This is a genomic window from Sphingomonas sp. P3_C6 (genome assembly GCF_056402595.1).
Genome location: NZ_JBFUHB010000018.1, coordinates 64751 through 88982, shown reverse-complemented (window position 1 = coordinate 88982; position 24232 = coordinate 64751). Strand labels below are relative to the sequence as shown.

Annotated in this window: 23 protein-coding genes and 2 pseudogenes; 21 read left to right on the top strand and 4 right to left on the bottom strand. The window is 61.5% G+C overall.

Features of this window, described 5'->3' with window-relative positions:
• Positions 1-188: transposase (locus AC1DT7_RS16730; protein ID WP_478035524.1), on the bottom strand; the 188-nt coding region annotated here is incomplete at its 3' end.
• Here AC1DT7_RS16730 and AC1DT7_RS16725 point away from each other — a divergent pair.
• Together AC1DT7_RS16725 and AC1DT7_RS16720 are read left to right on the top strand one after the other, a co-directional pair.
• Positions 183-488: a hypothetical protein gene (locus tag AC1DT7_RS16725; protein ID WP_478037165.1), complete on the top strand. Its 306-nt coding sequence runs from the start codon at positions 183-185 to the stop codon at positions 486-488. The genes AC1DT7_RS16730 and AC1DT7_RS16725 overlap by 6 nt on opposite strands.
• Positions 485-1336 (top strand): hypothetical protein, encoded by an 852-nt coding sequence (locus AC1DT7_RS16720; RefSeq protein WP_478037164.1) that lies wholly within the window; start codon positions 485-487, stop codon positions 1334-1336. The genes AC1DT7_RS16725 and AC1DT7_RS16720 overlap by 4 nt, the downstream gene beginning before the upstream one ends.
• 99 nt (positions 1337-1435) lie before the next feature.
• Here the strand turns inward: AC1DT7_RS16720 and AC1DT7_RS16715 are convergent, their stop codons facing one another.
• The 3 genes and pseudogenes from AC1DT7_RS16715 to AC1DT7_RS16705 form a co-directional block, all read right to left on the bottom strand.
• Positions 1436-2137 (bottom strand): hypothetical protein, encoded by a 702-nt coding sequence (locus AC1DT7_RS16715; RefSeq protein ID WP_478037163.1) that lies wholly within the window; start codon positions 2135-2137, stop codon positions 1436-1438.
• 521 nt (positions 2138-2658) lie between these two features.
• Complete coding sequence (locus AC1DT7_RS16710; RefSeq protein WP_478037162.1) at positions 2659-2889, bottom strand: restriction endonuclease; 231 nt, start codon at positions 2887-2889, stop codon at positions 2659-2661.
• Positions 2864-3025: pseudogene (locus tag AC1DT7_RS16705) on the bottom strand (restriction endonuclease); the annotation flags it as partial. The gene AC1DT7_RS16710 and the pseudogene AC1DT7_RS16705, both read right to left, overlap by 26 nt.
• Before the next feature lie 526 nt (positions 3026-3551).
• Between AC1DT7_RS16705 and AC1DT7_RS16700 the strand changes: the two are divergent.
• The 19 genes and pseudogenes from AC1DT7_RS16700 (at position 3552) to AC1DT7_RS16610 (ending at position 24229) form a co-directional block, all read left to right on the top strand.
• Complete coding sequence (locus AC1DT7_RS16700; RefSeq protein WP_478037161.1) at positions 3552-4454, top strand: substrate-binding periplasmic protein; 903 nt, start codon at positions 3552-3554, stop codon at positions 4452-4454.
• Complete coding sequence (locus AC1DT7_RS16695; RefSeq protein ID WP_478037160.1) at positions 4451-5119, top strand: ABC transporter permease subunit; 669 nt, start codon at positions 4451-4453, stop codon at positions 5117-5119. Before AC1DT7_RS16700 ends, AC1DT7_RS16695 begins: the two co-directional genes overlap by 4 nt.
• Positions 5120-5125: 6 nt before the next feature.
• Entirely contained in the window at positions 5126-5869 is a 744-nt protein-coding gene (locus tag AC1DT7_RS16690) for an ATP-binding cassette domain-containing protein (protein ID WP_478037159.1), read from the top strand.
• A gap of 42 nt (positions 5870-5911) precedes the next feature.
• Positions 5912-6805, top strand: a complete 894-nt coding sequence (locus tag AC1DT7_RS16685) for a class I SAM-dependent methyltransferase (protein WP_478037158.1) — start codon at positions 5912-5914, stop codon at positions 6803-6805.
• Positions 6802-9060 (top strand): hypothetical protein, encoded by a 2259-nt coding sequence (locus AC1DT7_RS16680; protein WP_478037157.1) that lies wholly within the window; start codon positions 6802-6804, stop codon positions 9058-9060. Before AC1DT7_RS16685 ends, AC1DT7_RS16680 begins: the two co-directional genes overlap by 4 nt.
• Entirely contained in the window at positions 9057-10616 is a 1560-nt protein-coding gene (locus AC1DT7_RS16675; RefSeq protein WP_478037156.1) for a hypothetical protein, read from the top strand. The genes AC1DT7_RS16680 and AC1DT7_RS16675 overlap by 4 nt, the downstream gene beginning before the upstream one ends.
• A 9-nt stretch (positions 10617-10625) precedes the next feature.
• Positions 10626-11705: a hypothetical protein gene (locus AC1DT7_RS16670; protein ID WP_478037155.1), complete on the top strand. Its 1080-nt coding sequence runs from the start codon at positions 10626-10628 to the stop codon at positions 11703-11705.
• Between the two features lie 6 nt (positions 11706-11711).
• Positions 11712-12200, top strand: a complete 489-nt coding sequence (locus AC1DT7_RS16665; protein ID WP_478037154.1) for a hypothetical protein — start codon at positions 11712-11714, stop codon at positions 12198-12200.
• Positions 12200-13681, top strand: a complete 1482-nt coding sequence (locus AC1DT7_RS16660; RefSeq protein ID WP_478037153.1) for a sigma-54-dependent transcriptional regulator — start codon at positions 12200-12202, stop codon at positions 13679-13681. The genes AC1DT7_RS16665 and AC1DT7_RS16660 overlap by 1 nt, the downstream gene beginning before the upstream one ends.
• Positions 13681-15678, top strand: a complete 1998-nt coding sequence (locus tag AC1DT7_RS16655; RefSeq protein ID WP_478037152.1) for a hypothetical protein — start codon at positions 13681-13683, stop codon at positions 15676-15678. Before AC1DT7_RS16660 ends, AC1DT7_RS16655 begins: the two co-directional genes overlap by 1 nt.
• 336 nt (positions 15679-16014) lie before the next feature.
• Positions 16015-16166 (top strand): annotated as a pseudogene (locus AC1DT7_RS16650) (damage-inducible mutagenesis protein); the annotation flags it as partial.
• A gap of 209 nt (positions 16167-16375) precedes the next feature.
• A complete protein-coding gene (locus AC1DT7_RS16645; RefSeq protein WP_478037151.1) occupies positions 16376-18091 on the top strand; it encodes a hypothetical protein in 1716 nt (571 codons plus the stop codon).
• A gap of 1 nt (position 18092) precedes the next feature.
• On the top strand, positions 18093-18611 hold the full coding sequence (locus tag AC1DT7_RS16640) for a hypothetical protein (RefSeq protein ID WP_478037150.1): 519 nt from the start codon (positions 18093-18095) through the stop codon (positions 18609-18611).
• Positions 18612-18656: 45 nt separating this feature from the next.
• Complete coding sequence (locus tag AC1DT7_RS16635) at positions 18657-19142, top strand: hypothetical protein (protein ID WP_478037149.1); 486 nt, start codon at positions 18657-18659, stop codon at positions 19140-19142.
• Positions 19143-19208: 66 nt separating this feature from the next.
• On the top strand, positions 19209-20228 hold the full coding sequence (locus tag AC1DT7_RS16630) for a M64 family metallopeptidase (RefSeq protein WP_478037148.1): 1020 nt from the start codon (positions 19209-19211) through the stop codon (positions 20226-20228).
• The gene (locus AC1DT7_RS16625; protein WP_478037147.1) at positions 20225-21922 is read left to right on the top strand and encodes a hypothetical protein; all 1698 of its coding nucleotides are present in this window, start codon (positions 20225-20227) and stop codon (positions 21920-21922) included. Before AC1DT7_RS16630 ends, AC1DT7_RS16625 begins: the two co-directional genes overlap by 4 nt.
• Entirely contained in the window at positions 21922-22245 is a 324-nt protein-coding gene (locus AC1DT7_RS16620) for a YbaY family lipoprotein (RefSeq protein ID WP_478037146.1), read from the top strand. The genes AC1DT7_RS16625 and AC1DT7_RS16620 overlap by 1 nt, the downstream gene beginning before the upstream one ends.
• Before the next feature lie 11 nt (positions 22246-22256).
• Complete coding sequence (locus tag AC1DT7_RS16615; protein ID WP_478037145.1) at positions 22257-23054, top strand: M12 family metallopeptidase; 798 nt, start codon at positions 22257-22259, stop codon at positions 23052-23054.
• A complete protein-coding gene (locus AC1DT7_RS16610) occupies positions 23051-24229 on the top strand; it encodes a caspase family protein (RefSeq protein ID WP_478037144.1) in 1179 nt (392 codons plus the stop codon). The genes AC1DT7_RS16615 and AC1DT7_RS16610 overlap by 4 nt, the downstream gene beginning before the upstream one ends.
• Positions 24230-24232: the final 3 nt, after the last annotated feature.

The following is a 24232-nucleotide window of genomic DNA, read 5'->3' as shown; positions in this document are numbered from 1 at the left end:
TCTGGCCTCATGTTGCCGTGGCCGGGAAACGCCGATCCAGGGTCGCCTTCCGCTTCGCGGATCCACTTGCGCAGCACGTTCGCATGCACATCCAGATCGCGCGCTGCCTGCGATGCCGAAACGCCACGCTCCAATACCAGCTTCACCGCCTCGAGCTTGAACTCCCGGCTGAACTTCCGTCGTTGCATCGTCACCCTCCGGTTCCAAAAACACCTTATCTCGGTGTCCACGAAACCGGGTGCAGCTCAGATCTGGACGCGGCGATCACAGCGACCTTCGAGCGCCGCCAGACGGCGATCCCGACGGAAAGGCCCCCCGGGCTTTCGGCCGAGATGGTCGATGATGAGGTCAAACAGCGCCAATGGCGCGCCTATGCGGCATCGGTCGAACTCGAGAACGTTTCCCTGGAATCGATCATCGACAAGGTTTGGGGACTGGTCGGTCCGTCGTGCGCGCGGATCGTGGCAAAAGCGGCGGAGACCGCATGATTTCCGCTAGCGGTGCAGATAGCGACGCCGGAGTCATCGACGTCTGGGACATCGATACGTTCGATAACGAGTTGCGCGGCGATCTCGAAGCTCACACCGACCTCATCCGCGACAACATGATCACCTCCCGCCGCCAGTCGCGCGAGCACGAGGCCTCTGACCATCGGATGCCCTATCCCGACAATCCTCATGCGGGCGAGTTCATTTCGGTGAAGGAGCACATCATGCGGCTGATGGAGGCCCGCACGATCCGGGCCTGGCATTATACCCGCCTGACCGACACGGAGGTCGATACCCTTCGACGAGCCGGCATTTATCCATCCAGCCTCGACACCATCCGGTCGCGCTTCGCCGCGCAGGTCGTCGCGGGCGCCTTTACGAAGGAAGTCGCCGATCGCCTGTTCGCCGACAGCCCGTACCAAAGCGACCAACTGGCCGCCCGTTCAGGCAAGTTCTGGATGACCTCGCATCCGGTCGACATCGAAGACGGCGGGGTTGAACTGCTCCTTGAGAGTTGGGGCGGGGAGGCCGCCTATTTCTGGCAGCAGGATGCGGAGCTTCAGGACATGCTGAAACGGGTCGGCCGACCCCGTGTCTTGGAGATCGCGATGCCGCTCCTCCATTCCCAGCACACCTACTCCGCGGCCGAGGCCGTGGTCGCCACCTATGGCCGGATGATCGGTTGCAAGCCGGACAAGCACGCCTTCGACCTGTGCAGCCAACAGCCACTCGGTCCCGCCCATATCCTCGCCGTCCATAGCGAAGGGGAGCCGAACTTCGGCACCATTGCCCGAGTTTATCCGGTCGGGTTCATCGATGTAAACCTGGGTCGGTGGGACGAAGAGTGAGCCAAGTTATGTCGAAGGCCATCACGCGCAAGATCGCGGCCTGATCGACTCGCGCTGCGCCACCTCGGTGCAGCCGGCCGGAACTCCGACCTTTTTGTCTCATTGGCTTGGCAGGTCGGCGACGAGGGTCGTCAGCATAAGTTCGATCTCGCCCGCCCGACCCGCCAACCGGCCGTCGATGAGGTGCGCGTGACCTTCGCGGGTTTCGAATTGGTACGAGGTCTCGAAAGCTTCCATTGAGGCGGGGTCCGCGTTCACGCCGGCTGCGATGAGTTGCTCATAGGCGTGGACCATGAAGTTGAAGAGGCAGGGATTGATGTTCACCGCCTCGCCATACCAGTGGAAGCGGAGTTCGCAGGCGGCACGTGTCTCGGCGCGCCACTTCTGGACCGCGGTCTCGATCGCTCGCTCGACCTGATCGCGTCGGACGAGGCAGAGGAAGGCCAGGTCGCTGACTGCGGGGGTGGGGATCACACGCACATTGGCGTCGATTTCGTCCTGATGGTGAGCGAAATTCCGAAGCGCCTTTAAGGCGGCAAACTCCTCCAGATGTTCGAAGTCCTGAACCTCGGCCTTCCTCAACTTGTCATTGAGGCTGTGCATCGCCGTGAGCGTGTGGAACAAGGTGTCCGGTCCCGGAGAAAGGCTGTGCGCTTCATAGGCGCGGAACAAGCGGGCGGCGGCGTTCGCGGCCGATTGCAAGGCGGGAGATTCATCGGGGTTGGTCATGGACGCAGCTAGACCGGACGGGCATGCCGCCTCAAGCCCTATGGGCATGTGCATGCGTTTGGCCTTAGCCATTGGCTGACTCGTTCTGCGGGGAAGCCCGGCATGATAGATGCCGCCTTCGTCGACTATCGATGACCGTTCGGCCGTGGCTGGCGATAGATGGAGAAAGGTTCTCTTGCGACATCCAGCGAGAAAATCCAATCTTTTCAAGAGCGCCGCTTTCTGACGGTGCGCTTGACGGTATAGTGTTTTGCAAAAAATAATTTATCTGATAAAATCAGTTAGTTACGGTGGCAGGAAATAATCGAGTGGGAATGACGGGAGCGTAGTGTGGCGAAGTACGGCGTTGAGATTACAACGATTTTCGCCATCGATACCGAGACCGGTATATCATCAACGAGCGCTCGTTGTCTAAACCAACTCTTTGATTTGTCTGGAATAGATTTCGGCAGATACGGGTAGCCGACCTTAGCGGCGCTCAAACTGTCGGTATTTCTTCTGATCATCAGCTGCAAGTGGGACTTCGCTGCCGTCCGATGGCATTGCCTCGCATGGCCGCTTCTAGGAGAACCGGACGCTAGCGCCGATCGTCGCTAGTCGGTCTCTCGCAATTTGGTCAACCACTCAAGCACCGCCTTGCCGTCGAGCAGCTCGAGTCTTGTCGGAACATATTGCATGATCCGCTTCTGCCGGCGCAGTCCCGCGGGGAATTTGGACGTGGTCAGCACCATTCCCTTCGACGTTTCCGGCTCGCTTCCCATTACCCCGAGCAGCGCGCGGATGTCGTCATAACCGACTTCACGATGATCGGCGTAGCGCTTCACCGAGCCGAATGATCCTGATGCTGCAGACCCCGCGTCTTACAGCGATGACATCCCGGCCATGGTCGCCGGATCGCGGCGTGAGCGTCACTTCGTCGTAGCCGGCCCGCTCGAAAGCGCCTGCGACCAACTCCTCGAAGGCCTCATGGGTCGAACTTCAGACACTGTGGTCTGATCTGGCGGGGCAAGTCGATCAGGGAATGTTCCTGTTTCTGCTACGCGTCGTGTTCAGCATTGTTGCAATGCGGCGACCTTGCGCCGTGATTCCTCAACACGGCCGGGCGGCCGACCAGGGTACCGCAGCCGGCATCGCTGGCCTGGCCGGTCATGGCCTCGACGCGCCCGAGCTTCGATACCGCGCAAACCGGCCTGACAGCTTCCCGTGTGCGTCCCCAGGTCGGCGCCGCTGCCGGGCGCGCCGCAGCCACGACGCGGCGATCTCCGGTCGCGGGCACGGCCCTCAAGGTGGACCGGCATCCCGCGGGCTGCGCTGACAATGCGGGAGTTCCTGGTAACGACCGTTACCCAGAAGGCTATACTCCGCGGTCACAAGCGCCCGGCCACCACCTATTTTTCTTGATATTACAATGCCCTACCGTAACGCCGATAAGATTTGCGCCTCGGGTTTCGCTGATCGATAAGGACGGGGTATTGGAGGAACGGTGATGGGTATGGCATTGTTTAATCTGGGTCGCCGGCACGCACTGACCGCGCTTGCGGCGCTAGCCGTTGTCTCGACGGGCCTTACCACGTCGGCCTGCACAAATCAGCCGACCCAGGCAGCGCACGAAAGCGTCTATGCCCGAGTCCTGAAGTCCGGGACGATCAGGGCAAGCTACGCCGATTACCCACCCTACGCCATCAAGGATGCCAAGACGGGCCAGTTGAGCGGCATTTACGTCGACACCCTCAATGAAGTGGGCAAGCGCCTCAATCTCAAGGTCAAATGGGCTGAGGAAGTCGGATGGGGAGCCATTTTTGAGTCGCTCAATTCCAACCGGGTCGACATTTTTGGCGCAGGAATATGGCGCAACGCCACGCGGGGGAAAGTCGGCGATTTCTCCTCGCCGCTGATCTACAATGTGATCAAGGTATATGGTCGGCCGGATGGCAAGACATTTGCCTCGACGGACGATATCAACAAGCCCGACGTCAGGATCGCCACACTCGACGGAGCGATCGAAGATGTCATTGCGAAGTCGGATTATCCTGCCGCGCAGAAGGTTTCGGTGCCTCAGCTGAATCCCTGGAGCGATGTCCTGTTGAACATCACGTCGAAAAAGGCCGACCTCACTTTCGCCGAGCCGGCTGCGGTTAACCTGTATCTCGAAAAGAACCCCGGCACTCTCGTCGAGCTCTTCCCCGACCAGCCGATCCGCGTTTTTGCCAATGCCTATGCATTCAAGCTCGGCGAGCCCGAATTCAAGGCCATGATCGATTCGGCTATCCAGGAAATGCAAAGCGACGGCACGATCGAAAGAATCATTCGCAAGTACGAGAAGCGTCCGGGCGAATATCTCCGCGTGACGCCGCCCTATGTCCTGCCGGCGAACGGCAAGGCGGGATGAGCGAAGTCTTTCGTATCCTGATAGACTATCACGAAGCATTCCTGGATGGTGTGGGGGTCACGCTCGGACTATCGCTGATCATATGGTCTGCCGGGTTGGTCGTCGGAACCTTGATAGGCTGGTTGAGCAACAAGCTTCCTAGGTCCGTCGGCCTTACGCTTTCGACCCTGTCATTTCTCGGCGCCAGCATCCCGGTGATCGTCATCCTGTTCTGGGCGCATTACCCCCTCCAGGCGATGCTCGGCGTCGTGATCGATCCTTTTTTCACAACCGCCTATGTCCTGAGCCTCGTCAACATACTGGCCGTCGCGGTCATCATCCGGAATGCGCTCGACCAGTTTCCGGAACAGTATTTGATGGCCGCCAGGGTAACCGGGCTCGACGCGCGGGACACCTTTCGGCTCGTCTTGTTGCCGATCGTCCTGAGGCAGGTCACCCCTGCAATTCTGAGCAGTCAGGTCGTCATGCTCCAGTCGACGCTGTTCGCAAGCATGATCTCCGTGGAGGAGATCCTGCGCGTGTCACAAAGGATAAATGCGACAGAGTATAAGCCGATCGAGATTTTTACCGCGCTCGCCTTTTTCTTCCTGGCGATCTGCGTGCCCATGAATGGCCTTGCCCTGGTTCTGCGCCGGCGCTTCGGCCGCGATTTCTCGGAGCGCTGAGTCGCCATGCTGACTGCCAGAGGCCTGTGCAAAAGTTTCGGCCGGCAGGCCGTCCTTGAAAATGTCGACTTCGAGGTCGCTCCTGGTGCTGCGAATGTCATCATCGGTCCGAGCGGCGGCGGCAAATCGACACTTCTGCGCTGCCTCGCGATGCTGGAGAAAGGTGACTCGGGTACCATTAACGTCGACGACCTGGAGTATCGGCTGCCAATCAGTGGCAGGGATTTCGTCCCGCCCTGGCCGGCCCTGACGCTGGTGTTTCAAAGGCACTTTCTCTGGCCCCACCTCACCAATTACGACAATATCGCGCTCCCGCTCCGACGCCGGCTGGGCCGGGCAGCGATCGGTGCGCAGCTCGACGAGCTGATTGACCTGTTCGACATGGGGTCGTTCATCCACCGTTACCCCAATCAAACCAGCGTCGGCCAGCAACAGCGCGTGGCCCTAGCGCGCGCCTTCGCGCTCCAGCCGCGTTATATCCTGCTCGACGAAGTCACCGCGTCACTCGATGTGGAGCAGATTGCGCGGCTCCATGAACTGATGGTGCAGTTGATCGGGCGCGGCATCGGCATCGTCGTCGTCACCCACCTGCTCAGTTTCGCCGAAGCACTGCTGCGCGCGTCCGCCGACAGCAGGCTCACGTTCCTCGAGGGAGGGCGTGTGGTCGCAGCAGGCGGCGCCGAGATTCTTGCGAGTCCGCCCGGCGGGCGATTTGCCGAGTTCTTCGCCAAGATGCGCTTCGCCAGCTGACGCCGGCATTCCGAAGATCACGTCCTTAAGGAGTTACGTTTGTTGTCCAACAGCAGCACCGGTGCCGTCCGCGCCAGAACACCCGCGGAGCGCCGTCGGGCTTTTTTCTATGCCGAGGCCCAGGCCGCCAGCTATGACGTCGCAGCGGACCTGAACACACCGCTCTTCAGCCTCCTTCAGAGGACCCTTTTCGACTTGGTGGCAAACCATCTCGAGCTTGTGGCCGGCGGTCGCGATCAGCCCTTCGTGGTGCTCGACATCGGGTCCGGCACAGGCGCAGAATCGTTACCCATCCTGAAGGCGTACCCCAACAGCAGGATCGTGGCTTTTGATCTCTGCGAACCGATGCACGAGACATTTCGCGCGAAAGCGGTCGATGAACTGGGGGAAGACGCTGTCGCCCGGCGCTGTCTGTTCGTGACCGGCGATATCGCCGAGCCCGCGGGATCTCCCGACGCGCTGCTCAGCCATATAGGGAAATGGGGCGGGTCGTCGCGGTACGACATCGTAATATCGTCGCTTGCTCTCCACCATCTGACGACGCCGGAGAAAAGGCTCGTCACAGGGCGCGTGGCGGAGGTCCTGGCGCCGGGCGGCCTGTATCTGAACGCGGACATTTTCAGCTACGCTTCGCCGACGATGGCGAAAGCCGCCAATGATTTCGGTATCGAGTGGATCCGGACAAACTTCTCCAATCCCCCGGCGGACCTGAAGCCGCTAAAGGATGCCCTGGGTGACCATGCCGGGCCGATGGGCGACGCCTGGATCGACCATTATATCAATTTCAACCTGCCCGATCCCGTGGATTCGCTCTGTGATGCCTCCGGGTCAAGCCCGAGCGGGGATCAGGCGCAGATGCTCGTCGAGGCCGGTTTCGCCGAAGTCGCGGTGCCCTTCCGCTTCTGGGAAATCGGCATATTGTGGGCACTGAGATGACGCAGCCCCACCCAGAGGCGCCATACTGGGCGGAGAAGATCGAGCCGATCTTCGATGAGCTCAGAAACATTTGCGGCTGGTACCCTCAGGACGGGGCATCGGATGCGAGTGCGGCACTGAAGGTCATGGACAACAAGTTCCACCAGCCGAGATATCAATCATATTTCGATGGTCTTGGGCTCTCGATCGCGTGCTTCCTGTATATAGACGCCGCGACAAGTCAGGTGCATTACGCCTTCTTCAAAGACGCGAATGGCGACGATAGTAGCATTGATCAGAATTACATGATCGGATACCAGGATCATGGATGGTATCCGCACGGCTCAATACCCGACACAACAGCAAAGTATGAGCGATACCGGCGCACGATCGACACTCTCTATTACATTCATCGTGACCTGCAGAAAGATTTCCAGAGCCTATCATCTGAATTTCTCCCGGAGTTCATAGGAGACCTCCCGATCGAGCGCGCGCCGTGCCGCGCGGTGGTGAAGACTTTCGATGCCGACATCCGCATGAAGTTTGGCGTCCATTATGTGCCCTACGGAGAAATGGTCGTCTTTCTCCTCCTGTGGAGGCGGTTGGTTCGCCGGATCGGCAATGGACGCATCAGGTGGGATCTTGGGTTGTGGTCTGATGCTGGCTCACCGCCAGAAGAACTGCTGGCAACCATCCTCAGCGGAGCGCAGGTCGGTGAGCTTCGTACAGGCATTGGTGAAGATCTGCGCGCGACCATGGCGCCTTTCGACCGTGATGACGGGACGGATGCCTGGCAGCTCGACCTGCGCGCGCTGCTGCTGGAGAGCGACGACCACCCCGTGTGGGGCTGGCTCGATGCCGATGCCATGGGATCTTTCCAGGGCTTCATCGCCGAGATCGGTTACGGCACCGGAGACAAGGTCGGGATATCAGAAGCGCTCGTCGATTCTCTCCTGGCGGATGACCGCTTCTGCGGCCTGGCACCGGCGTCACATGATATTCGCGAGCTTGGGGAAGCGTTGCGCAAGCTCCATGCCCTGTCCAGATTTCCGATCCTCCCCTATTATTACTGGAGCGCGATCTCCCGCCGTCCGCGGTCGCATGCGGTGGTACCGGTCTGGGCGAGCCTCACTGCACCGCTCAAGCATCCGATCGAGACTCCGATCGTGGGACTGGCCGTAATCGACGTCGCGCCGTTCGAGCAGATTGACAGGAGTTATCGGCCCGGACCCACGAAACGATATGCTTCAGCAGGTCCGCAGGCGACGCCCGAATGGGTCGAAGGCGAGGAAGACAAGCGCCTGCGATATATCTGCTCGTCGCTACGGATGATCGCCCAGCCCCAGATCGACACATTCTACTACAACAGAATTCAGGACAGAAACATCCGCAGGGATGAAATAACCAATATTGCAGGCAATCTAACGCACGATGCGAAGAACATGGTCAATCCCCTGGCCAATCTACTGGCATCGTCCCGACCAGACAAGCAGAAGCTGGCGATGGCCTATGATATGGTGGCCGACATTCGTGACAGACTTACCGAGGTCGCGGCCTTGTCCGCGTCTGCACCGTTTAACCTCGCGGAGCCTGTTGGGCGCAGTAAATATACTTTTATTCCACTCAAGGAATTTGTTGAGATTGAATTCACCGCGGCGCTGATGCGTTTTATTTTCAATTACGTAAATATCGGGAACAGGTTTCTGGAAGGGTTTGAGCTTTCCGTCGATGGGCTCGACCAATCGTCGGATCTCGTACGGGGAATTGCGCGGGCGATTTTCGACTTCGATCAGATAGAGGATCTTGAGATACTTGACCGGATCGAAGACAACGAAGGAGACGGCTCCAGATCGATGTATCGAATAGCCCTTTCGGTGATCTTCTCCGAGATCTTCGAGAATTATCTCAAACATACAATCCTGCGCGAGTTGACGGCCAACAGACCCCTGCGCGACGCCATCCGGATTTCGCTTCGGGCAACCCCTGCCGCGGTTGACGCCTCTCATCGGGCCGCGGACCAGCCTCTTTCGGCGCATGATCTCGATATCGAATTTTCGCCGGGCGAGAGCGCCGTGCCCAAGCTTTTTACCCGCTGGGCCGGTCTGCAGAGCCTGAGCTACGCGGCTTCCAAGGTAGGGCTCCAGTTCGTGGAACAGCCCCTTGTCTGCGCCGGAAGCACCGAGGCAACCATGCTGCCATTCTGGTCGCCAAGAACAGGATCCGGCGTGCATCAATGGTCTCTCAAAAATGTCGCCCTCAAGCGAGCCGCGCAATGACCCGTTTGTTCGAATGGAAGTGCATCATCCTTGACGATCAGTTGGGCGGGGTTGAGGCGATCCGGCGACATATCGCCGCTTCCGGCATCAGGTGCACATCCGGACCGGCCGAGGATAAAAAGCGTTTGAGGATGCAGGTCATTGGCGCGGACCTCGCCAAGGACATCGATGATGCGAATGTGATCTTCATCGACATGCAGTGGGTGGGGGATGGCCGCCAGGGTACGGATCAGGATGCGCAGGATATAATGTTCGGGGCGCAGCGCATTTCGCCGGATGTTTTCCGAAAGTGGTGTGACGCGTACGCCTTGGCGCCCGCGGCCGATACGGACGAGCGTGGAGACGACCGGGTCGGCTACACCCTGGGCGCCGCGGTCTCCCATCTCAACCCGGACGCGAAACTGATATTCTTCACGTCGAGGCTGAAAGAGGACTGGGACCCGCTGGAGCGCACCCTGCAACTCTTCAACCCGGCCCCATATGCAATCACCATCAAGGACAAGGCTTCGGCGCTCAAGCGAGCCAACACGGCTATAACTGCGCTGGTTCGGGATCTCGTGGCGCAGAATCCGGAGGTTCATCGATGGCTTGTGGGGCAGGTCATTCTCCCGATCGCGCTCCGAGGCGAACCGACCGATGGCACCTGTTCGGAAATCTGGCCGGGCCGCCCTTCCGGGGACCAGGAGGCAGGCGAAGCGTGGATACTTCAGGCGCGTAAGGTACTGCCGCAGCTCCACGAAGCGCGGGGCTGGGACCTTGAGGGGCTGATTGGCCTGTTACCGAAGCTGCACTGGCGCCTGCCACTCGCCGGGCACAGGGCAATCAAGGGCCTGCAGCATGATCTGGCGCAGTTGCGCGGTGACCCGCAAAAGATCGCCGGGAATGCCGTGCGGCTGCGCGCCAAATGCGCATCGGCGGGCGTCTCCGGCTTGCGTGTGCTGGGCCCGCTCCAGGCCGCCATCGACAGCCCGACACGGCATGCGATCTCCATCGTCATGGAGGCCGTTGCCCGGGCCAGCCGTAATGACCTGACATCGCTTCACCAGTTCTGCCTCGATCATGATGGAGGCTCGGGCTGCGACCCTGATCTGCGCCAGCCGTTCAGGCTCGAACGCCCGGAAACGGACGCGTCCCTGCCCTTTGACCTGTTTCATCTGGGGCTAGCGGTTGACGCGTTGCACGACAATCTGCTGCGGCTGGAAAAGCGCTCGCCCAGGAGCAAGGTCTCCGCACACATAACGAAGAACCTGGTCGCTGTGACCTATGTCGATAACTCGCCAGGTTTCGCAGATATGGCGGAATTGGCCGAAGGCCTTCGGACGTCACTCGCAAAGCCCGATGCGCTCGATCGCGGCCTTCCGCTGGCGCTGGCATTTCCCTTCTCCTATCCGGTCAAGGAAATGGCGGTGATGACGGTTGATGGCTCCTGGCTGCGCCTGGTCCCACCGGCGAACAATGCCCGGCCGGATGCCGGCGGCAAGCGCCCGGATGACGAGACGGAGGGCTGGCGTTTCGGTGTCCGGTGGGTTTTCGCTCTCGATAATGCACCTGGTTAGCGTCGCGGCATGGTCAGAAACCTTCTCCTTCTCGACGATTCGGCGACCGCGCCGTTCTGGCATGCTCCGGGATGGGTAGTGGGCCGCCAGACCGCGGAATTCGACCGCGTGGAGCGCATCTGCGGCTTTTCGAGCGTTGAAGAATGCCTTTCCAGGGTCCGCGAGGTGGTTTTGGCGGTCCCTCGCCGGGATGACGTAACCTGGTATGTGATCACAGATTCAAATTTCGGCAGAAATCCAAGGGGCGGTGGCGAGCTGCTGATGCGCCTTCGCGAAGATGGACCGCATTGCGTCAGCTGGGCGAGAGCCGTCATCTTCTCGGAAAACCCCCAGGTCGTGCCCGGCCTCATCGACTGCCGGTCGATCCACAGGGGGGGCGTGAACGAGCAACTCGAACTTGCCATCATCCTGAACTACCTGATTTTTGAGAAGTCGCACAATCTGGCCTCATTGCGGGAGATCGACCGCGACCTCCGTTTCATCCCGTTCGCGTGCGAGACGCTTGCTTGTTCGTTGGCCGGGGGTCTTGACCAGGCCAGGGTCATCCGGCCGATGGTTCGCTACGGCGTTCCGGCAGCTTTTCCTGACATGGTCTGTGCGACGGATGATCTCAGGAGCTGCCTCGAGAAACTCTCGACCTTGTTCTCGCCGGAATCCGTGGAGTTGTTCGACGCGGAGGTCGAGGATGAATTTCTACGAGGCGCCCAGGCCTTCGCGCGTGACCCCGAGCGGAATTACGCCTTGCAGTGGCAGGCCGTGGTCGATTGCCTGCACCCGGCCCGTTCCCTTGAACGATGCGCCGGCGGTACCGGCGGCCGGCTGCGGCTGCTCTGGGAGATCGTCCACGCTGGAGGGTCACCAGGCTTGCTGCGGACACATCGATATCAATCGACTGAATGGCTGAATATTTATCAAAAAGCCTCTCTCAGCCTGATTCTCGAGCAGGTCGGCATGGAGATCGAGAAGCATTCGGCAATCCCGCTCCTCGCGCAGCTCTGTCGGGATGTCGTGACAGAAGTGGAGACTGTCCGTAACCATCTGGCAACGGCGATGGACGGGATGCGCACCATCACCGCTCTCGGCGGATAGCGCTGCATGACCTACGCCCCTTTCGAGCAGAAACGAGCGCATCTAAGCCATTACGTGCTGCGAAGCGGACTGTTGAATCGCCTGTCCTCTCCTCCGGATCTCTGGTCGGACGAGCGACTCCCGGTCGCTGACCGGGCCCTAAGGCTCACGGACAACTGGAAGGCGACCATCACCAGGCCGCAGAGCGTCCTTTTCGCGCAGCGCGCCTGGCGGGAGCCGGTCGACGGTCACGCGGACGCCCCTTCTGCAATTCGCGGCCTCGTCGAGGCCGCACGCACCCTGTCGATTGTACAAACGACGGATGAATTTCCCGACGATGCAACCATCGAGAAGTGGTTATCGGACATCGACGTCGTGATACGGAGGATCGGCTCCCCGGAGGTTTCCTGGAGCCGCGATGAGCTGACACTTTTCTGGGCGGGTCTGCTGGCTCTTTCGGACTTCCTCGCTGGCATCCAGGTCGGCGGTCGACATTTTTGGAAGTATTTTCGGTAATGCGCGAATATCCAACCGTACTCGTGATCGACGATCTCTGGGGACGGCTCTCCGATCCGATGATCGAAGAGACGTACGGAAAACTGCCGGTCCATTGGGTGAAGGAATCTGCCGAGACGCCTGAGGGATACGCGGTTGAGCCCGCGATCTCGGCGATCCGGCGCTGCAAACCGGCGATTGTCCTGCTGGACATCAGCTTTGGCCCTTGCGAGAACCGGCTGGGGCTGGAGATATTGAAAGCGCTGCGAACGGAATTTCCGGTGCTGCCCGTGCTCATGCTCACCTCCCTGGATTCCCAGAGCCATCGGGAGCTTGTTGTCCGATGTATGGAACTGGGGGCGAACGAGTTTGTCGAGAAGGCGCCGGCAGCACGCCGCCTTCAGGCCCTCATCTCACTCTTCGTTGAGCCGACTTCGGACCTGACGCTGTACGGCAACGCCGGCCCAATGAGAAAGCTCAGGGCCGATATTACCCGGGTGGCGTTTGGTGGAGAGACGTCGATTCTGATCGTCGGGGAGAGCGGAACCGGAAAGGAGCTTGTCGCGCGCGCGCTTCACCGACAGGGACCCCGCAATCGCGGTGCGCTCGTTGCAAAGAACTGCGCCAGTACAAGCGAGTCACTGCTCGATGTCGAACTGTTCGGACACGAGAAGGGTGCCTTCGCCGGTGCGACCGACCTGCGGCGGGGGCTCATCGAAGAGGCTGACGACGGTACTCTTTTTCTTGATGAAATTGGGGACATGACGCTCGAGCTCCAGGGCAAGTTGCTCCGCGCCCTGGAAGATCGCACCTTTCGCCGCGTAGGCAGTACCCGCGACATTCGAAGCCGGTTTCAGCTGGTTTGCGCAACGAACCGTAACGTTGACGAATTGCTGCGGACAAATCGCCTGCGGCCGGACTTCTATTATCGGATCGCGTCTGTCGTGTTGCAGGCTCCGCCATTGCGGGACCGGCTGGACGACGTTCCGATCCTCGTCGACCATTTTGTCAGGTTTTTTCTGGCGCGAGGATGGTCTTCGTATCCCGGGCGACACTTTGCCCCCGCCGCGATCGCGGCGATGTGCGCACATGACTGGCCGGGCAACATACGCGAGCTGCGCAATGTGGTCGAACGGGCGCTGCTCATGGCGCGGGACCGGCTGATTGATATCTCGGACCTTCCGCCTTTCGTCTGGAACGGGCAAAAGGCGCCTGTCGGAGCGGCGGCGCAGACGGGGATCCCCGACGACATCGCGCTGTGGAGCACTGCTCGCCTGAAGGCCGAATTATCACTGGCGCTGGAAGCGCGCGTGGCAATCGAACGATACAAGGGATCCTCCTGGAAAGCCGAATTCATGCGGCTCATGTATCCCGAGTATAAAGCCGCAAATGCGAAGGGCTTCAGTGACCTCGTCAAGCGCTGGACGAGCGGACCCTGGGGGGACCCCGGCTGGGAAGGCAATGAAGATATCGCAACCCTCATCCGCAAGATCGCCGGCTGATGCGCCGCGACCTGCATCTGGTCATCCTTGATGATCCACATGGGGCGAGCACACTAAGCGCCTGGCTCACCGGTTCGTTGTTCATACCCCGGGAAGATGTCCTGCAGTTTCAGACGAGCCCGTTATGGGCGGACTCGGCCATAGCGGACCGGTTCGAGATCGTTGCCGACTGGATTGAAAAAGTGCTGGAGAACCGCTTCGGCGACAACAAGATTCCTCATGTGGTCGCGTATGTAGACCTGGAACAGGGTGCGTCTCTCGATCATCTGAGCCCTATCAACCATCACGGCGACAGCACCGTGATCGGCATGCTGATCCTGGCGTATCCGGAGATCAACTGGCTGTTCTGCACGCGCGATTCCAGCTCTCTCGCCCACGCAGATCCCTCCAGACCTGGCACCGCGGACACGGACGTGACACGGCTCGCGCTCAACTTTGCGGGGGGTCCGGCAGCGCTTCGTGACCGGATTGCCCTTCTCGACGGAAACCTTCCGCCGATTTTCGATCGGACTGGCCTGCGCGATCGGATCCGCACTGCACTCGTGACCGATCCGCGGCAGGATGCAAACATCGTCCGGCGCCGCGCATCGATGATCGCGATTGACGAAGAGAGCGCCTATGCTTGGCTACACGCCTATATTGGATACCGTTTCGGCTATCTCGCGGACGCGGTTACCAGTCTGAGGGGTATGCAACAGGTCGTTCCTGCGGGAGCGTCCCTGCCAGCGCTCGTGTTCGAGGATGTCTGCGTCGAGTTTGCTGACGACGATGGCCAGGAGATGGGTATCCATCGGCGCTATCAGGCTTTTCCCTGGCTGGCCGAAGCACCGCGCGTTCGGGTGACGAGTGGTGGCGTGCGCGATCCGTTACCGTCATCGGCGCCCGGACACGACCGACGCCGCGATTCCCCGCCGGGCGAGCCACGCGGTCTAGAGAAGCCTCTTGGCGGCATCTTTCAGGTGCAGCGTGAGGCAGGTCTGCCGGCGGTGGACGGCTTCGCCATCGCACCTTACCTGCCCGCCCCGGCGCGCTATGCGAAGTTCGCGGCATCAACCTGGCGCGGTACGATCACTGGTGTCGCGGCACTGGGGCGTCATCTGCTCGCCAGCCGGAAGACCCGGGCGACATCGGGGGACGTGGTTACGCAGCCTGCGAGCGGCCATGCCGTTCATGGCAGGATCCTCCTCATTGCCGAACGACTCGTCGGACGCGCCCGCGGCATGGTGACGAACTGCAATACCGTTCCCGCTGCCTGTCGGGGCGCGGTGCTCGCCACTGACGCATTTGAGCTGCTTGCGACAAGAACCCCGACAATGGCCCTGGATGCCCTGTCTCTCAAACATCAGTTTGAGGTGCTTGCTGAATGCAGTTTCCTGGGGATGCGTCACCATATCGAACTCGGAGCGCGGCTACGGGAGATTGAAGAAGCGACCCTCGAGGTCACCAGGCATCATGGCGAGGTTCACACCCAGCGCCGGGCTGCAGCGAATGCTGCACTCGCAATATGCAGTAGCCTGATCGACCTTCTAAAGAAGAACAACAGGTTTGATGAGGAACATCTCGTACTTACGAAAATCAGGATTCTGAACCGCAAAATATCTCTTTATGACTACGATGATAAATTATTGAAATCCACATGGCTGGGCAAGAAGGCGGACCTATTAGTACTCAAATTGATTGTGGGTGTGGCCAGTTGGTATCTTGAGAGAATCATTTCCACGCCCTGGCGGTTCATTGTTTGCGTAATGCTATGGCTTGTGGCGTTTACATTTGCCTTCTGGTTTACAAGGGGGCCGGAGTGTCACGTATTTGCAAGTAGCGGCATCGAGGCATTCACGACCTTTTTCTCGGTGCAGCCGGCGGAGCGCTCTTGTGTCTGGGAAGCGAAAGACGGGCTGACCCTGGGCTTTGGCGTAGTGGCTCTGGCCATGGTGGCCGGGTTTGTGCATCTTGGTGTTCTGATTTCCCACCTTTATTCCCTTATGATCCGGAAATAGGAAGTTCGTGTTGGAGGCGCGTTTGCGCCCCTGTGAGGTGCAGGATCGTGGACCGGCACACTTGCCTGGCGGACCTTTCCGGGGCCGGGCAGCAGCGGGTTGCGCAAGCAACCACCGGAGGACCGGATGGCCCGTCTTTCCCGGTCGGCGGGAGGACCACCCGGCAGACCGCACGGACACGCCGGCGGAAATAAATTTCATCGCGCACTTCCCATACTGTTCCGCGCGCTATCGCGCCAATCTGGTCGATTCGCCTGGGGCCGCACCTTGACAGAGCAGCGCCGACAAAGGAACATATGGGGAACTAATCAACCGCAGTTGAGTCTGTATGCCATTATGCGTTCCACCGCCGTCCTTGACGAGTTGCGCGCTCGCATCGCGCAGATCGAAGGTACCGGCGCGCGTCACGACTTCCTGCCCTTCGGCATCGACGAGATCGACGGCCACCTGCCGCTGGCGGCATCGCCTCGGGCGCGTTGCACGAGATACCGTTCGACGCCGCGCGACGTTTGCCGCTGTTGTGCAAGCTGTAGTCAGGCCGTGAGAATACGGTAGTAACTATGGGAATGTAGCCGGTCGCGTCCGGATCACGCTGAAAGTTCACCTTTGGTAACTTGAAACGGTTCGTTCACATCGATATCATGAAGAACAGAGGCGCGTACCAGCCGGTGAGTTAGTCATCATTGGAGGGTGGGGGATGCGGCCCGGGCTGATCGTCGGCATTTGGCTTATTTCGATATGGCTTGGATTGCTCGCGCCGCCCGCAAGCGCGCAATCAATCTATTTGCATAGCCCCTCCGAGCAGGAGGCTACCGCAAACCTGGCCACGAGTGTCGAGGCAGCGCGAGCCGCTCATCTCGCCGCACTTGATCGCCACGACGTTGATCTCAAGGCCGCCATGCAACGTGAGCAGACCGCCGTTTTACGCCGGCTGCTGTCCCGTCGTGATGCCGTCCTATCCCGTGAAATCGCTGGCGACACGAAGACGCTGGATGCCGTCCTCACGGCGCGCCTTGCGAGCATCGGCAGCGGCACAAGCCTCGCCCCCGCACGTCCGGGCTTCGGAACTCCGATTGATCCGCGCGTTGAGGCACGCTTCGAGTCAGATCTTCGTCAACTGCGGCTGACCCGTCTTGAGGTCGACCGCCGTAGCGGCGAGTTTCGCCGCGCTTCGGCGCTCGCTCTTCTTCGAGGCGGTACCGCCGTCACGTGTGACGAGAAGCGGCCGCCGGCAGCCGGGGAAGTCGACACTGGCGATCCTGTCCTCGACCCTTGCCTGGATGCCCGCAGAGGCTACCAACGGCTGATAGAATCGGTGCCCTGTGGCATCGATGAGATCTCGCGGACGTTGCTAGCGGTCGTTGCTCGGGTGAAGGCTTGCTGGACCGGTACCACCGCCCAGCCGCTCACAATCGGCGGCGACATTGGCGAGGCGATGGATCAGGTCGCGCAGCTTGGCGACGCCGTCGCACGTCAGCAACAGGCCGTCGGTATTGTGGCGGGCGAGCTGAAAACGCTCGAGAGCTACATCGCCTGCGAGAAGGAGAAGGCGGCCGCGCCAGATGCGACGGCCCGGATCGCGGCGGCAGCTGCGCAGATAGATCAGTTTCTCAAGGCGGTTGCTGCCAACGATACAGGCCGTTTGAGCGCCGCGACGCCTACTGGCGACGCGGCGCCATCGGCCTGCAAGACCCAGGCCGGCGAGACGGTCCAGCCTGCGTCGCTGTCAACGGTTCTTGCGACGCTTCGAGCTATCCTCGACACGGCTAGCCAGTTTCACGCGTCGCGCGGCATTGGGGCTGCCGCTGCCGAAGCCGCGCAGGACTTCCGCTCTGACCGGCTCGGTGAGCTTCTGCAGGCGGTAGCCACGCCGACCAAGCCGCCGGAAGGCCAAGCTGCAACGATCGTTGCCGCCTTGGTCCGGTCGGCCGGGCCGCTCGAAACCTTGGCTCAAGTGCGGGCAGGGACACTGCCGGATACGTCCGGGGTCTTGGTCGCATTGGCCGAAGCGCGAATGCGCGCTGCAACGGCAAAGATCGAGGCGGAACGGTTGCAGCGCCTGAAGGCGCTAGCCGACCAGAAGGTAGCTGCACTTGCCGTTGAAGGAATTCTGGCGCGCCAGTCGCTGGCGGCACTGCACGGCGCTTCCGCGAATCCTGATCGGGCCGTCGTTCTCTACGCGACGAGCGTCGAGCGGGGCAGGGTGCCGGCCGAGGTGATCGACCTCCGCATGGACAATATCGAGTTTGAGATGTGGTCGCGCCGCGAGCGCGCCGCGGTCGAGGCTGGTTATGCGGCGCTCACACCCGCGACTGCCGAGCTCAAGGCCTATGGGGAGGGCGGGATCCGGGCTGACACGATCGCTCGGTTCCTCAACGTCGCGGGACTCGCCGCCATCGCAGGGACGAACTGAGATGCGCGTACTTCTCTTCGCTGTCATCGCGCCGCTGGCGATCGCGGGGTGTGCCAGACCGGGGGCGGTTCGGGGGGTGGCGCGGGCCGCGCTGCCCATCGCAACTCAGCTGGAGAAGTCCGCGCCGGCTCTTGAACGGCGGATGGCGCTTCAACGCCGCGGGTTCGCCGAACGGAACGCGGACCTCGAACGCCAGGCATTGGTCGATCGGGAGGCGGTCGAGCTGCAGGAACGGGAGTGGAAGTTGCGCAACGACGGAGATCGGCTTCGCCGTCTGACGCTACTGCGTGACCGCGATGATGCGATTCTCGCGGACCCGCTCGCGCCGCTAGCGGAGCCCGCGGTCGCTCCGATCGGCGAGAACCCGGTCGCCACCAAGGATCTTAAATCAGCGATTGCGACACTCGATCGGCTGACGGGGGCAAGGCGCATGAATGCCGGCGACTTGCTCAGCTTTGCGAAGAGCGTCGGCGACGAACTGGACAAGATCAAGGCGGAGTCGGAGGCCGAGAAGAAATGAGACGTCGAGCTTCGGCTCGGCATTAGCAGGCATAAGGACGCTACCATGAACGAGCTGGAGCTGATTGCCCTCAAGATGAACGCGCTGGTCGAGGCCGATCGTCACGCCCGCGCGCTCGAGGCGTCTGGCAAGATCAGCCTCGAGCAGCGAGACGCGTGGCTCGACGAGATCCGGGACAAGCGTGATCGGCTCGCTCGTCGACGTGAGAAGCTGAACGAGACGCAGGGCGGCACCACGCCGATCCTCTCTCCCGATCAGGCCCAGAGCTTGCGGACCGCCGTCGAAAAACTGCATGCCCAGAATCTGGGGGAGGCCGCCGTGCGTGCACTGCTCCAGGAGGTGTTGACCGTCGCCGAGGCGGTGACGAATGCCGGCATCGCCGAAAGCGACCCCGTCGAGCGTACGACAGGGGCGTCGACTGCCGAAGCTGCGAAGACGGACACCATTCATCCCATCGCGCTGGCGGCTTTGATCGCTGGTGTGGTTGGGCTTGGCTTGGCGATCTTTGTATCAACGCGCAGGCGCAGGTGAGCGCAGGCGATGGGACAAGCACGTCTTTCGATCCCTGTGCCAGAGCCGCTCCCTGGCGACGCTGGCGTGGCCGATGCCGGCGTCGACCAGCTGACCGTGATTTTCCTCGACGCGAATGGAGACCCGATCGCCCCACCCGTCGCACTTGAGGCACCTGAGACGATATTTATAGAGGGTCGCGGACCTGAAGCGGGTTTAACGTGGGCGCCAGTGACGCCACCGACATCGTTCGAAGTAGACGTGCCGCCTGAGACAACCAGCATCCGGGTGAGCCGCGGCGGCAACGTCGAGGAGTTCGCGATCGGTGACGTGACCGAGCCGAGCCCGCGCCCTCCGGACGCCCGCCGAAGCTTCCCAGAAGCAGACAGGCGCTGGACATTGGCCGTCGTTGCCGAGCGGTTCAGTGACGCCGAGGCGTTCTTCGACCATGCCGCCGCGCTGCACGCGCTTATCTCAGAGCAGGCGCCCTTTTCCGATCCGGAGGTGAGTTTCGGCATCGAGGCGCTGTTCTGGGCATCGGACGACTTTTCAGGTCTGTTCGGAGCGACCGATGACCGCGTGGCAGACCGCGTGCTGCAGGGCGATGGCGAGCGGGTGAAAAGGTTCGTTCGAAAGGCTGACCTCGACCCGCAGAAGATCTTGGTCATCGTCAATAGCGGCCTCCGCGCGGGCGCTGGCGGGCAGGGTCGCACGATACCCTCATGGACCACCGTGACCGGGGCGCCGGGAGAGCGATGGGAGGGCATCGCGATCCATGAGCTGGGCCATGCGTTCGGACTGGCCGACGAATACGACACGTCGGTCAACCTTCGCGAGCCCGACCCGCTTGAACCGAACGTCAGCAGGGAGGCAGACCCGGCGCGTACCAGCTGGCATCTTCTCGCGACCGCGACGGCACCTCCTTCACCAACGGCGCTTCGTGGCCAAGAGGCCGGTCATGGTGCCGAGGAAGTCGGGACGTTCCAAGGCGCCCGCTATCGTCCGGACGACCGCTTCCGCCCGTCACCGATCTGCCGAATGCGAGTGACGCCCGCATCCTTTTGCCCGGTCTGCCGCGACCATATTCGACGGGAGCTGCTGGCATGATCCGAGCGACCCTGGTGCTTGCCGCCGCCCTTCTCAGTTCCGCGAGCGCCACCGCCGAGACCACGCCTGCCCGTCCCGCCCCGGCACCAGTTCAAGCACCCTCGCCTACACCCACGCCGGCGCCCACACCTGGCGCGTCGCCGGCCCCGACCGCAGATTTTAGTGTCGAGCGCGGTGCGCTCAAGCTCCAGGCTGGACTCAATCTTGGTACGGCCGGGTTTGACCTGAAGCTGACTGGAGACCTCGCCAAACAGTCGTGCCAACTTGCTCTCGCGCCGTCGAACGTTCCCGATCCGCCGCACATCGACCTGACCCTGACCGCCGATGCTGGCTGGGCGACGCCGACCGGTCGCACGTGGCGAGTGACCGTCGACGTCAAGGCTATGCCCACCGTCACCCAGCCAGCGACCCGCTATTTCAAGGCAACCTATTGCGGGCATACGCAAGGCCTGGAGTTTTCGCTCGACAACAGCATCGCTGGCGACTTTGCCTGGTCGGTTACGTCGCTCAAGCCGCAGCGCTGGGACGGCAGGCGCCCACTTCCGATCAATGTCTTTGTAGGGGCTCGGCCGGCAACAGGCGTCCAGCTGATGGCACCCCAACTCGTTGCCAAGGACGCTCGGGTCGTCGAACCTGCGTTTCTTCTCTGCTCGACCCGATCGAATGCATGTGACGGCAAATCGCTGAACCTCGCGGCCAATCGCATGCACGATCTCTGGGTGCGTCGCGCAACCGATGCGATAGTGCCCGACGCGGGGGAATATACCGGCACTCTTCGCCTCGTTGCCGACCAGAAACCGGCAGGCGACAGCTTCGACGTCACTTTCTATGTCAGCGACACCACCAGGCAGGTGATCGGTGGGGTGCTCATTCTCGTGGGCGTCTTACTATCGTTCGTCGTCGTGCGGTGGCTACGCCAGAGCGCGGAGCGCAAGGCGTTGCTGCGTCCCGTGAGGCTCCTGGAAGAGCAGATTACGGGCCTCGAGGCCGCCGTTGAGGGTGTCAAGCAGCAGATCGGGCTTGAATTCACTCACCTCGAGCCGGCGATCGAGCGCGCCAGGACCGCGTTGCAAGACATCGATCGCTTCCTCCCGCCGGTGCTGCAATTCTGGGCGGCACCGCCCGATCTCGTGCCGCCACAGGGCGGGTATCAGGCGTTTCTGACCGCGGGCGCCAACACCGTTGGAAGCCTGACGATCATTTTCCAACAGGGCATCCAGCAGGCGCTCCTTGAGGCGAGGCAGGGACGGCCGCAGGCAGAGCTGGATATCGTGGAGGCAGCGATCGGCCGGCTTGACGCGCTTGCGACCCAGGATCTCACTAAGCGCGATGATATCGCCAATGCCGTCCGAGCCATTCTTAGCGACATGACCGGGAAGCTCAACGCCGAGGCTGACAAAAACGGCCGCGCTGCGGATACGGTAAGTCCTGGCATCGCCTACAGCTCAGAAGCGCTGTCATTTCAGCTGGTACTGCTGAACGTTGCCGGCTGGTCGCTGTTTACTCTGCTTACAGCGCTCGTCGGCATCTACGTACTTGTTATCAACAATCCGAGCTTCGGCAAGCCCGAAGACCTCTTGCTTTGTCTGCTCTGGGGGTTCGGCCTGCCGCTCGCCGGCGAGGGGCTGACGAAGCTCACGCCGACGGGCATCAGCCAATCGCTCGGTATGACAGTCACACGGACGCAGCCGTGATGGCCCCTATTATCGCCGGAACGCTGTCACTACCGCCAACAGGCGTAGTCGACGTTGCGGTGAGCCTCGAAGACATCACGAACCAAGACGGTTGCGCAACCACCATCGCCGAGACGCGTCTGTGCGGCGTCGAAGGCCGCGTGCCATTCGTCCTCGACGTTTCGCCCACCTGCGATGATCCCAAGCGCGACTACACGCTCTCTGCGCGGGCCTATCGCCAAGGCGACGGCCCACCGCTGGCGGGAACCGTCGTCGTTTATCCGTGGCGCCCAGACGACAATCACCCGCATATCCTTCGACTACAACCCTTCGAGCCGAAGTGAGGAGTACCGCGATGAGCGACAATGCCGAACTAATGAGCGGTGAGGAGATCCTCACGACCGTCGCGATCGTCGGCAAGACGGCGCGGCCGGTTCAGTACACCGTCGTCGACGGCCGGGCCCTGACCGAAGGTTGCATCATTCTCGGCAGTGATCGCGAGGCGCGCGACAGCTTCGAGCTTGCGCGCAACACGCCGGCAGTGCTGGACCCCGCCAAGGATACGTCAGGCTTCGGGCTGGTCGGCGAGAATTTCCGCTGGAAGGACGGCAAGGTCATCTTCGAGATCGACGATGGGCTGCCCAACGCGCAGCGCGTCGAGGACGCCATGCGTCACTGGACCAACGCGGGCGTCGGCATCTCCTTTGAGGAACGGGTCGCCGGCAACGGCGCCCATGACAATTTCGTGCGGTTCGTGAAGGGCAACGGCTGCAGCTCGACCGTTGGCATGCGCGGCGGAATGCAGGAGCTGGTTCTCGGGGATGGCTGCACGAAAGGAAATTGCATCCACGAAATCGGTCACACGCTCGGTATGTGGCACGAACAGAGCCGGATCGATCGAGACCTCAACGTCCGCATCCGCTTCGAGCGCATTCAGAAGGGACGCGAGTTCAACTTCTTCCAGCGCCTGAACGATGGCTTCGATATTGGCGCCTATGATCCGGGCTCGATCATGCATTATCCGCTCGATGCCTTCTCGGTCGATGGGCAGCCCACGATCGAGCTGCTCCAGCCGTATGGTGGCCAGGTGGGGCAACGTGACCATCTCAGCGACGGCGACAAAGCGGCAATCAGACAAATGTACGGTCAATGACCCTCGTCTTCGATCGTCGGGACGCGCTCGCGGGAAAGCCGATGACGCACGCCTTTCTGGTGGGCGTGAGTGACTACACGCACTTGCCTGACCGCGGCCAGCCGCCGACGTCCCGCAGCAACGGACTGCGCAAGCTCGCATCACCCGCGCTGAGCGCGTGGGACATCGGCGTTTGGCTCATCCGCAACGCGGATTCATTGGCGGCGCCGCTCGGGACGGTCCACTTGCTTTTATCGCCATCTGCACTCGAACAAGGCACGCTTCAGCCAGCACCTGCAGACGTTGCCGGCTATATCGACGTTGCGCCAGCCGCTGCGACGTTCGACGAGTTTGAGGCTGAGGCGCATGCCTGGCGCGAGGCCGCCAGCAAAAGCCCCGACGATGCGACATTCTTCTACTTCGGCGGGCATGGCATCCAGCAGTTCGGCGCGACCTTGCTGACTCTCGCAGACTTCGCTCAGCCCCTGGGGCCCATTCTTGGACGAAGTTGCCGCTTCTCCAACGTCCTCGAAGGCATGGGTCCCGATCAGACAGACCGACCCAAGATCGCCCGGGATCAGTTCTACTTCATCGATAGCTGCCGCCAGGACGTGACCGATCCCGATCTCTTCCGGTCGAAGCCGAGCGACATCTGGGATCCGGCAGAGGGCGTCGACAATCGCGCCACCCCTGCCTTCATGGCGAGCTACCCGGGGGCGGTCGCGCTTAGCACGCCGGGTCAGCGCACGGACTTCGCCGAGGCGCTGCTGGCCACCTTCGAAAGCGGCGCAGAAGACAGCGATCTGCAGGATCCTCAGGAACGATGGCCGGTGACCAGCTTCACGCTGGACAATGCGCTGAGGGGTTATTTCGCGGCAAAGGCGACGGGCCAATATGCGCCAGCTACCGGCGTCACCTTCACCAATGTCGTGTTCCGCTGGCTCGATCAGCCGCCGTCGATCAGCTTCCAGGTTCAGGTGCGTCCTGAGGAGCAGGTCGCAGCCACCAGCATCACGCTAACGCGCGCCGATGGTGGTTTTCAGGGCGCGTTTCCCGCACCCGGCCTGAACCACCCCTATGAGGTCAAAGCCCAAGCCGGCATCTTTCAGCTGACGGCGCAGAGTGGCGCGGAGCGACTTCAACTTTCCCGGCTGATGAACCAGCAACGCCGAATCTGGCCGGTTAAGATGGTGTAGGCG